The sequence below is a fragment of the Corallococcus terminator genome, from assembly GCF_049194865.1.
In the GTDB taxonomy this organism is placed as follows: Bacteria; Myxococcota; Myxococcia; order Myxococcales; family Myxococcaceae; genus Myxococcus; species Myxococcus terminator_A.
The window spans coordinates 1-10,020 of record NZ_JBLZWL010000141.1 but is presented as its reverse complement, the minus strand read 5'-3'; the positions used below and the strand labels follow the sequence as shown (position 1 = coordinate 10,020).

At 70.2% G+C, this 10,020-nt stretch carries 9 protein-coding genes; 3 read left to right on the top strand and 6 right to left on the bottom strand.

The genetic code is table 11. The features are described 5' to 3' along the window. From ACN469_RS41640 to ACN469_RS41615, 6 genes are all read right to left on the bottom strand, one after another. Window positions 1–335 (bottom strand): OmpA family protein (locus tag ACN469_RS41640; RefSeq protein WP_498777642.1); only part of this gene is annotated, 335 nt, incomplete at its 3' end. A gap of 243 nt (window positions 336–578) precedes the next feature. After that, window positions 579–1,940: a sigma-54-dependent transcriptional regulator gene (locus tag ACN469_RS41635; protein WP_498777640.1), complete on the bottom strand. Its 1,362-nt coding sequence runs from the start codon at window positions 1,938–1,940 to the stop codon at window positions 579–581. Further along, on the bottom strand, window positions 1,930–4,044 hold the full coding sequence (locus ACN469_RS41630) for a two-component system sensor histidine kinase NtrB (RefSeq protein WP_498777639.1): 2,115 nt from the start codon (window positions 4,042–4,044) through the stop codon (window positions 1,930–1,932). Before ACN469_RS41630 ends, ACN469_RS41635 begins: the two co-directional genes overlap by 11 nt. A gap of 86 nt (window positions 4,045–4,130) precedes the next feature. After that, window positions 4,131–4,928, bottom strand: a complete 798-nt coding sequence (locus tag ACN469_RS41625; protein WP_498777637.1) for a DUF3014 domain-containing protein — start codon at window positions 4,926–4,928, stop codon at window positions 4,131–4,133. 186 nt (window positions 4,929–5,114) lie between these two features. Then, window positions 5,115–5,735 carry a DUF2378 family protein gene (locus tag ACN469_RS41620; RefSeq protein WP_253999154.1) on the bottom strand — a complete coding sequence of 207 codons (621 nt, stop codon included), beginning with the start codon at window positions 5,733–5,735 and terminating at the stop codon, window positions 5,115–5,117. Between the two features lie 125 nt (window positions 5,736–5,860). Next, window positions 5,861–6,874: a LysR family transcriptional regulator gene (locus ACN469_RS41615; RefSeq protein WP_498777635.1), complete on the bottom strand. Its 1,014-nt coding sequence runs from the start codon at window positions 6,872–6,874 to the stop codon at window positions 5,861–5,863. Between the two features lie 80 nt (window positions 6,875–6,954). Between ACN469_RS41615 and ACN469_RS41610 the strand changes: the two genes are divergently transcribed. The 3 genes from ACN469_RS41610 to ACN469_RS41600 all read left to right on the top strand — a co-directional run. Next, window positions 6,955–7,854 (top strand): NmrA family NAD(P)-binding protein, encoded by a 900-nt coding sequence (locus ACN469_RS41610; RefSeq protein ID WP_498777633.1) that lies wholly within the window; start codon window positions 6,955–6,957, stop codon window positions 7,852–7,854. Between the two features lie 141 nt (window positions 7,855–7,995). After that, window positions 7,996–8,718 carry a siderophore-interacting protein gene (locus ACN469_RS41605; protein ID WP_498777632.1) on the top strand — a complete coding sequence of 241 codons (723 nt, stop codon included), beginning with the start codon at window positions 7,996–7,998 and terminating at the stop codon, window positions 8,716–8,718. A 93-nt stretch (window positions 8,719–8,811) separates the two neighbouring features. Continuing rightward, the coding region (locus ACN469_RS41600) for an acetate--CoA ligase family protein (protein ID WP_498777630.1) at window positions 8,812–10,020 on the top strand (1,209 nt) is incomplete at its 3' end.

Below are 10,020 nucleotides of genomic sequence, written 5' to 3'. Positions count from 1 at the left end.
TCCGCGCGCCGGTTCTTCTCCAGCTCCGTCGCCGACAAGGGCCGCTCCTCGCCATACGACAGCGTCGACAACCTCGCCGGCTCCACACCCAGTCGCCGCAGATAATCCCGCACCACGGAAGCACGGCGCTGGCCCAGGGCCAGGTTGTACTCCGTCGTCCCCAATTCACACGTGTGCCCGGTGATGTTGACGCGGGCCTGCGGCCTCTTGCGCAGCGCGTCCGCCAGCTGCGTCAACGTGTCGCGAAACTCGGGGCGCAGCGTCGTCGAGTCGAGCTCGAAATAGACGGGCTCCAACGCCAGGGGGAGCAGGTCCGTGTCTGAGGTCTCGGTCATGGAGGAGGGCCGCTCTGGCTCCGGCCTCGTGGCCACCGGAGCATGGGGTGTTTGCGTATCCGTGGACGCGGTGGGGGTGGGCTGCCGCGCGGCACAGCCCGCGAGTCCAACGACGACGAGAAGAGAGAGGAGGAGAGGGCGCATGCGTTCCTCACAGAGCACGCGCCGTGCCGGGAGCACTTTCCGTCGGAGACCCCGCGAGTCCTCCCCGCGCGGCCTTGCAGAACGCCCAGGCACCTCTGGCTATTTGCCTTCCGAACGCTCCCGACGGTGGATGGTGGAGACATCAATCCCGAGCAGCTCCGCCGCTCGCGTCTTGTTCCCGCCGCACCGCGCGACGGCCCAGGCGATGTACTCGCTTTCCAGCCGGCGCAGGGGAATCACTTCCCGCTGGGCCTCCAACAACGGATGTTGCTCCGCGCCACCCTCCGCCACGTGTGGGCGCAGCTGCTCCAAGTCCACCGTGTCCCGGGTCCCCAGCACCACCAGTCGCTCCACCAGATTCTCAAGCTCCCGCACATTCCCCGGCCACCGCTGCGCACACAGCGCAGACACCGCCTCCTGCTCGAAGCGCTGCACCGGAGACCTCGGATTGCGCGCCCGCGCCTGCTTGAGGAAGTGCTCGGCCAAGGCCGGAATGTCCTCGGGCCGCTCCCTCAACGGCGGCGCCTGCAACGTCACGACATTCAGCCGGTAGAACAAGTCCGCCCGGAAGCGGCCCTCCTTCACCCGGGCCTCCAAATCCTGGTGCGTCGCGGCCACCACCCGCACGTCCACCGTCCGCGAGCCGTCCGCCCCCACCGCTCGCACCTCGCCCTCCGCCAGCACCCGCAACAGCCGCGCTTGCAGCTCCGGCGCCATGTCCCCGATTTCATCCAGGAACAGCGTGCCCCCATCCGCCTCCACGAAGAGCCCGCGTCTGGCGCTCGTCGCTCCGGAGAACGCCCCCTTCACGTGGCCGAACAGCTCGCTCTCCAGCAGCGAGTGGGGCAGGGCGGTGCAGTTGACGGCGACGAAGGGCCCCGCGCGCCGCGTGCCCTCGAAGTGCAGGGCCCGCGCAATCAGCTCCTTGCCGCTGCCGCTCTCTCCCCGCACCAGCACCGGCGCGCTGGACCAGGCCACGCGCTCCACCAGCGCATACAGCGCTCGCATCGCCGCGCTGCGCCCCACCATCGCCCCCAGCCGGCCCCGGTCCTCCGCCTGCGCCTTCAGGGTGCGGTGCTCGGAGCGCACCCGCCGCTCCTCCAGCGCACGGCCCACGTACAGCCGCACCTCGTCCAGCCGGAAGGGCTTGGCGAAGTAGTGCCACGCCCCGCGCTTCATCGCCTCCACGGCGTTCTCCACGCCGCCGAAGGCCGTCATCATCAGCACCGGCAGGTCCGGGTCCAGCTTGCGCGCCGTCTCCAACACGTCGAAGCCATCCACGTCCTGCATCCGCAAGTCACAGATGACGGCGTCGTACACCCCGCCTCGAAGCTGCGCGATGGCATCCGCGCCTCCCGAGGCCACATCCACCGCGTAGCCCGCATCCGACAGGGGCTCGCGCAGCATCTGTCCCATCTCGACGTGGTCATCGACGACGAGAACCCGGGCTCTAACCGACATGTTGCTCCTCTCGCGCGGGGGCCGCGGCGGGCCATTGCAGCATCACACGCGTCCCCTGTCCGGGCGCGCTGTCCAGCTCGATGCGCCCGCCATGGTTCCGGACAATGTGCGCCACCATGGTCAGCCCCAGGCCCGTGCCCAGTCCGCGCTTCTTGGTGGTGAAGAATGGGTCGAACACTTGATGCAGATGTCTCGCGGCGATGCCGCACCCGTTGTCCTCGACGGTGATGCGCACCCGACCCCAGGCCCCTGACGCATCCGCCTCGCCCGGCGTCGCCGTCAGCCGCACCTGTCCCCCCGGCTCACACGCATCACACGCGTTGAGCAGCAGGTTGACGAGCACCTGCTGGAGCTGGTCCGCGTCCGCCGCCAGCGCCGGCAGCGGCCGCGACACGTCCAGGTGCAGGTCCACGCGCCGCCGCTCCGTCTCGACGCGCAGCAGCTCCTGCACGCTCTTCACGACGGACGGCAGCGTCACCGCGCGCGACTCGGCGGGCTGCAGCCGCGAGAAATCCAGCAGCTGGCGGATGGTGCGGCTCACCCGGTCTATCTGCTCGACGATGGTCCCCAGCCCCGCGGACTGCGGATGCTCGGGGCCCAGCTTGTCCTGCACGTACTCGGCGCGGCCCCGGATGACGCCCAGCGGGGTGCCAATCTCATGCGCGATTCCCGCCGCCAGCACGCCCACCGTCGCCAGCTTCTCCGCGCGCAGCAGCTGCCCCTCCAGCGCGCGCAGGTTGCTCAGGTCCTCCAGCACCAGCAGCGTGCGGACGTCGGGCTGGTGCGGCTCCAGCGGCACCGCGTGGACGTTGTACTGTCCTTCCTCCGCGAAGAGCCGCAGCGGCTCGCCGTGCAGGCTGCGCACGCGGTTGTCTCCGCCCGCCGCGTTCACCAGCTCCTCCAGCCGCTGGATGACGGGCGCGTGGGCCTGCGGAAACGCCGTCGCCAGCGTCGAGCCCACCACGTCCGGTGGCATCTTCGTGCTCAGCGCGCGATTCGCCGAGGTGATGCGTCCCGACGTCGACAGGGCAAGCACTCCGGTGGGGATGTGGTCGAGGATCTTCTGCGTCTTGTCGTGCAGGTGGGCCAGGCGGCTCGCGTGGCGCAGGCTCTCTTGAAGCGCCACGGCGCGGCTGCGCGCCAGCACCACGTACACACCAAACGCGATGAGGAAGGATGAGAAGAGGAAGGCCGCGAAGGACAGCCGCAGCACCAGGCTCCGCTCGTGGGAGCGCAGCCCGCGCGTGGAGGACAGCGTGGCCAGCGGCCACAGCGCTCCGTTCTTGATGCGAACCGGCGCGAAGCTGGCCACCACCTCCGCGTCTCCCAACCCCAGCTTCACCGCCTCCGTCCGCTCAATCACCAGCGAGCCCGCCTCGCCCGCGAGCATCCGCCGCGACAGCGCCGCGAGGCCCGGAGTGCCTGAAGCGTCCGTGGCGAGCCGCTGATAGCGAGCCGCCAGCGTCGGGGCGCTCAGCGCGGTGGGTGAACCATGCGCGCCGAGCAGCAACAGATGGGTGTCGCTCTCCGCGGTGAGCAGCTTCAGCGGCGCGAACAGCGGCTCGGCGTCCACCAGCACCACCACGGCGCCGCCGCCCTCGGGCGCATCCTCGGGCAGCGCGGTGGCGAAGGCCCGCAGCCACCCCGTCGAATCCCCGGACAAGGGAGGCGAGGACGCGATGTGCCCCGAGGCTCCCTCCAGCACGCTCCTCGCGGTGCGCGCCAGCTCCTCCGCCGGGTACTGCTTCGCGAGCGACGCGCCCGTGCGCTTGTCCAGGAGCCGCAGGCGCTCCTTCCCATCCGGCCCGAAGACGACGATGGCCTTGTATTGCCCCACGGCCTCCAGGAGCGCGCGCAGCTCGCGGCGATGCTCCTCGGCCGTGCCCGGCTGCGACAACAGCTCACCGGTGAAGCGCAGGTCCTCGCCCACATCCTCCAGGGCCTCGGACACACCTCGGGCGGCTTCCTGGAGCTGGGCCTGCCGCTCGCGGGCGAACTGGTCCACCAGCGCCTGCCTGTCCCGCTGGATGAAATACACGGCGCCGCCGATGACGCCGGTGAGCGCCGTGCACAGCAACAGCACTGGCAGGAGGGAGGAGCGCATGAGGGCAGATACCAACATCCCGGCGCGAGGAGGGAATGGAAGCCCTTCCCGCGCCTCCGTGGCCCGCCTGGGGGGCTGACGGGGCCTCAGGGCCTCGATGCCTGCTGGTTGAGCTTCTGGGACACCTCGCGGACCTTGCCCTGGATGTGGCGCAGGTTCGCCGGCCCCATCCGCAAGAGGTGCTTCTGCGCGGGCGTGAGCGCCTCCAGCGCCGGGTCCGCGTAGACGTACAGCGCGCCCTTCGCCACCACCTCCACGTCGCCGTCGAGCACCGGCACCGCCAGCACCTGCTCGAAGGCGCGCCGCAGCGTCGCCTCGAAGGAGCTGCCCGGCGGGGCGCTCTCCTGATGGAGCCGCTCGGCCAGCCGGTGCACCTCGCGGTACGTGTCCACCAGCAGCGTGGAGTCGAGGCTGCCCACCACCTGGCCCAGGGTGTCGTACCGGGTGTACCCCTTCTTCGCGACGAGCGTGAGGCCCTCGCGGGTGCTGCTCACCTGGAAGTCCCCGGACGGCGCCAGGAAGGCGACCACGGCCCGAGGGCTGTCGCCGCTGGCCATGTTGGAGACGACGGCGACGAAGCGGCGCAAGAGGTCCGCCTCCCGCAGCCAGGCGCCGAACTGAGACTGGGAAGAAGCCCCGGAGAGCCGCGAGCGCAGGAGCGCGTCCACCTCCGAAGCGGGCGGCAAGGGCGCGTCCGGTGCCCGGTCCACCACCGAGGGCGCCACCGGCACCTGGGCGATGGCCGCGGGAGCCTCGGGCGCTCCATGGAGCAGGCCGTGCCAGACGCCGGCTCCCGCCAGCACCGCCGCCACCAGAATCACCAGCCCCCAACCCCAGAGCGCGCCACGTTCGAGCTTCACCATCGCACCGCCGTCGTTGTCCATGTGTCCTCCGCGACCGGACCCAGGGATTGCAGCGGTGATGCCAGCGATGGGGAGCCAGGTGGGCCGCGAGGCTTCACTCGGGAGCGCGTGCTCCCGGAGCCGTCAGCGTGCCCGCTCGCAAGCCGCGCGAGCATGGCGTTCCGCGCGCCACCGTGGCGGATTGCGCCGGGGGCGCGCGGGACTCACTCACGCACGCGGACGGGAGGCACCCGCGGAGCCGTCCTCGGGGGGAGGCATCGCCGACTCGGCCGTGACTTCCGCCCAGCGGATGTGGAACGTCGCCGACGTCCCGTCGAACTCCTCGGGTAGGGCCACCACCCGGAAGCCTCCGCACAGCTCCACCGCCCGAGCCAGCAGCCCCGCCGAGAAGGTCGGCACGTCCGCCAGCACGTCATTCATTCGCAGCTCCAAGAAGGTGGGGCTGCGCTCAACGATTTCGACCACACTGAAGTTGTTGCCGGCGCGAAAGCCCATCCCCGCGCGCAGCAGCATCCGGCGGGGACCGGCCAGCCGGACGACGCCCAGCAGCGCGCGACCGAAGAAGGTCCCGAAGTAGGCATCCATGAACCGCTCGCCCAGCGAGTAGTACGCGGCTTCGGCGGGAACTCCGCCGTAGACGTGCCCAGCGGCGATGCGGAGGAACTCCTTCCACTGCTCCAGCGAGTACGTCCGTCCGAGCTTCTGATCGAGGTCCAGGCCCGCACGACGCAGGTGCTCCCGACACGCTGGCGTGAGGCGGTTCTCGAGGGCGCGCACGAAGAGCGCTTCCACGGTTTGCGTGAAAATCAGCTTCTCGGAAGAAGTCATAGGGTCGCACCCTACACCGGTCGGCCCATCGGATGCTCGCCCACAGGTGAATCGACGTTCAGTGCCTCTGTCGGTGATCGACAGCCGGGCTGCTTTGCTGGAAAAACCGTTGGATTCCCGTGGGGTTAGCGAGCATTGCGCGGTGCGGCGGCGACGCGTGCGATCACGCCGCGCAGCCAGCGGTGGGCGGGTTCATCGTCGAAGCGCTCGTGCCAGACCTGGAGGACGTCGAACGGGCGCAGGGGAACGGGCGGGGGGAGGAGGCGCAGGGGGAGGTGGTCGACGAACAGCTCGGCCAGCCGGCGAGGGGCGGTGAGGACGTGGTTGGAGCGGACCAGTGAGATGACGGCGGTGAGGAAGTAGGGCAGCCGCAGGCCGATGCGTCGGCTGCGCCCCAGCCGTTCGAGCGCCATGTCCACCGTGCCGGCGCCCTCGCCCCGAGGGCTGACGAGGACATGCGGCAGGCTCAGGTACGTCTCCAGGTCCAGCTCCCGCTTCACTACAGGGTTGTCGCGCCGGACGACGCAGACGAAGTCCTCGGTGAAGAGCTTCTGCTGGCGCAGCGCGGGGCTGGGGTCCGGGTAGGCGGCGATGACGAGGTCCACCTCGCCGCTCTCCAGCTGAGCCTCCACCTGGGGGATGACGAGGGGGCGGATGGTGAGGTCCACCTGAGGTGCTTCGTGGTCCAACAGCTCCAGCAGGGTGGGGAGCAGCGCGGCGGCGAAGTAGTCACCCGAGGCGATGGTGAAGCGCCGGGCCGAGGTGCGGGCCTCGAAGACGGACTGGTTGCGCAGCGCTCGTTGGACCTCCAGCAGTCCCCGATGAAGGGGCGCGGCCAGTTGCTCGGCGCGGGGGGTCCGAATCATCCCGCCCCGGCCCCGGATGAGCAGGGCGTCTCCGAGCTGCTCCCGGAGCTGCCGCAGGGCGTGGCTCATGGCGGACTGGGTGATGCCTACGCGCGCGGCCGCCCGGGTGACGTTGCCCTCCGTGAGCAGCGCATCCAGGGCCACGACGAGGTTGAGGTTGATGCCGGACAGGTCCACCCCCGTGCTCGACGGCTGGCTCGGCGCGGGAGTGGGGCGGGGTTTCCGGCGCGCGGGGACACGGCCCTTGCCCTTGGCAACATGCGATTTACTCATGGGCTCATGAGTAACATGCAGTGGCCTCATGTTGGGGTTGGGAACACTCTTGGCCCATCTCGAAGTCACCGGAGTCGTCCATGAGCGTCGTCATCAACACCCCGAATGGAAACATTGGCCGGAACCTCGCCCTGCGGCTGCTGGATGCGGGCCAGTCCATCACCGTCATCAGCCGGAGCGCGGACAAGGTGGCGGATTTGGTGAAGCGTGGCGCGAAGGTGGTGGAGGGGTCCTCCGACGACGCGGCCGTGCTGGACAAGGCCTTCGCCGGAGCCTCGGCGGTCTTCTGGCTGACGCCGCCCGCCGTGCGGCCGGACTTCGCCGCCTGGACCCAGGACATGGCGCGGCTGGCGGCCGAGAAGGCGAAGCAGCACGGCGTGAAGCGGGTGGTGGTGCTGTCCAGTGTCGGTGCGCAGTCGGGGCCGGGGACGGGGCCGGTGAGTGTGCTGAAGGGGGTGGAGGAGGCCTTCAAGGCCGCCGTCGCCGACGTCACCATCCTTCGCCCGGGCTACTTCATGGAAAATCTCCTGCGCGACTTGCCTTCGCTCTTGAACGCGAGCTCCCTCTTCGTCACCACTTCCCCCGAGCGCAGGGCGCCCTTCGTCGCGACGGCGGACATCGCGCACAAGGCGGCGGACGTGCTGCTGGACGCGGGCTGGAAGGGGCACCGGTATGTCGGAGTCCACGGGCCCCAGGACCTCACGTACGCGGAGGTGGTGGACATCCTCTCGCGAGAGCTCGGTCGTCCCGTGCGCTACGTGCAGGTCTCCTTCGACGACGCGCGCAAGGCGATGCTGGGCATGGGCCTGCCCGGGTTCATGGTCGACCTCTACGTGCAGATGTACGAGGCCATCCCCAAGGGGCTGATGGACGCGGCCGAGCCCCGGTCGGCGGAGACCACCACGTCCACCACGCTGGCGCAGTGGGCCCGCGAGGTCCTCAAGCCCGCATTGGAGCAGGCGCGCACGGCCGCGGCGTAGCGCTCGGCGTGCCTGTCCTGTGTGGCTTCACACTTCTTCACGGGGACGCCATCTCTGTTCATCCCCAGCGGGAAGGGGTGGCGAGAGAATGGCCCCCGTCAATCAAGCGTGACGGGTGTCACCACACGTGGAGCGAGAAGCATGGCGTCGGGGCAGGCAATCATTGGCGGGCTGCTGGGGCGGTTCTTCTTCACGGAAGCGCGCGTGGGGCATGTCCGGGACGTGTCACCGCACTTCCGTTGGATGGAGCTGGTGGGCGAGGGACTTCGGGACATCGAGTGGAGCCCGGGGGACAAGGTGCAGGTCTTCATTCCGGACGTGGGCATGCGGACGTACACGCCGCTGGGCTGGGACTCGACGCTGGGGTCCACGCGCTTCCTCGTCTACATCCACGGCGACAGTCCCGGTGCGCGGTGGGGGCGCACCGTGAAGGTGGGGGACCGCTGCCAGTTCTTCGGGCCGCGCGGCTCCCTCGCGCTCCCGTCGCTTCCCGGGCCCGTGGTCCTCTTCGGTGATGAGACGTCGTTCGCCGTCGCTCACACGCTGAAGAACCTGAAGGCGGGCTCGGCGGACGTCGAGTACGTGTTCGAGGTCTCCTCGCGCGCGGAGTCGGAGCTGGTGCTGGGGGAGCTGGGCCTCGCGGGTGCCGCCGTGGTGGAGAAGCAGTCGGGGGAGGCGCACCTCGCGGACGTGGAGGCCCGGCTGCGAGCCTCCCTGGAGCGACGGCGTGGGGCGCACCTGGTCCTGACGGGGAGGGCGCACTCCATCCAGGCCGTGAGGACCCGGCTCCGCGCGAGCGGGGTCGCCCACGCCGGGCAGAAGGTGAAGGCCTACTGGGCCGAAGGCAAGAGCGGTCTCGACTGAGCGGCGGGCTCGAGGGCGGATGACGGGTGCCACACGGTTGTCCGGCGAAGCGCTTGCGTGCGCGCCCGCGTCGTTTCTAAAGACGATGCCCTCATGGACGAGCGCGCGCCTGGCCCCCGGAAGTCGGACCCCTCTTACAACGTGCTGCACCAGCAGGGCACCCGGCAGCCGCTGGATGTCCTCTTCAAGCCGCGCAGCGTGGCGGTGGTGGGGGCCAGTGAGCGTCCGGGCAGCGTGGGGCGCACCGTCCTCTGGAACCTCATCAGCAATCCCTTCGGCGGCACCGTCTATCCCATCAACCCGAAGCGCCCCAACGTGCTGGGCATTCGCGCGTGGCCGTCGCTGCGCTCGCTGCCGGAGCCGGTGGACCTGGCCGTCGTCGTCACGCCCGCGCCCGCTGTCCCGGACGTCATCCGTGAGTGCGCGGAGCTGGGCGTGCAGGGCGCCATCATCATCTCCGCGGGCTTCAAGGAGACGGGCGAGGCGGGCGCGGCCCTGGAGCGAGAGATTCTCCAGATTGCCCAGGCGGCGCGGATGCGCATCATCGGTCCCAACTGCCTGGGGGTGATGCGTCCGCCCACGGGCTTCAACGCGACGTTCGCCGGGTCGATGGCGCGGCCGGGCAACGTGGCCTTCATCAGCCAGAGCGGCGCGCTGCTCACCGCCATCCTCGACTGGAGCCTGCGCGAGTCGGTGGGCTTCAGCGCCTTCGTCTCCGTGGGCTCGATGCTGGACGTGGGCTGGGGCGACCTCATCGACTACCTGGCCGATGACCCGATGACGCGCTCCATCCTCATCTACATGGAGTCCATCGGTGACGCGCGGGCCTTCCTCTCGGCCGCGCGCGAGGTGGCGCTCACCAAGCCCATCATCGTCATCAAGGCGGGACGCACGGCGCAGGCCGCGCAGGCCGCCGCGTCACACACGGGCACGCTGACGGGCAGCGACGAGGTGCTCACCGCCGCGTTCCGCCGCACCGGCGTGCTGCGCGTGGACTCCATCTCCGACCTCTTCTACATGGCGGAGACGCTGGCGAAGCAGCCGCGCCCCGCGGGGCGTCGCCTCACCATCCTCACCAACGCGGGCGGGCCGGGCGTGCTCGCCACGGATGCGCTGGTGTCGGGCGGTGGTGAGCTGGCGGTGCTCGGCGACGAGACGCGGAAGGCGCTGGATGGCTTCCTGCCGCCCCAGTGGAGCCACGGCAATCCCGTGGATGTGCTGGGCGACGCGGACCCGGAGCGCTACGCGAAGGCGCTGGAGGTGGCGGGGAAGGACCCGAACAGCGACGGGCTCCTGGTCATC

Excerpts from the sequence above, each read along its gene's own strand:
- ACN469_RS41635 (WP_498777640.1), bottom strand. The coding sequence starts at position 1,940 with ATGTCGGTTAGAGCCCGGGTTCTCGTCGTCGATGACCACGTCGAGATG.
- ACN469_RS41605 (WP_498777632.1), top strand. The coding sequence starts at position 7,996 with ATGGCGTCGGGGCAGGCAATCATTGGCGGGCTGCTGGGGCGGTTCTTC.
- ACN469_RS41615 (WP_498777635.1), bottom strand. The coding sequence starts at position 6,874 with ATGAGTAAATCGCATGTTGCCAAGGGCAAGGGCCGTGTCCCCGCGCGC.
- ACN469_RS41620 (WP_253999154.1), bottom strand. The coding sequence starts at position 5,735 with ATGACTTCTTCCGAGAAGCTGATTTTCACGCAAACCGTGGAAGCGCTC.
- ACN469_RS41630 (WP_498777639.1), bottom strand. The coding sequence starts at position 4,044 with ATGCGCTCCTCCCTCCTGCCAGTGCTGTTGCTGTGCACGGCGCTCACC.
- ACN469_RS41625 (WP_498777637.1), bottom strand. The coding sequence starts at position 4,928 with ATGGACAACGACGGCGGTGCGATGGTGAAGCTCGAACGTGGCGCGCTC.
- ACN469_RS41610 (WP_498777633.1), top strand. The coding sequence starts at position 6,955 with ATGAGCGTCGTCATCAACACCCCGAATGGAAACATTGGCCGGAACCTC.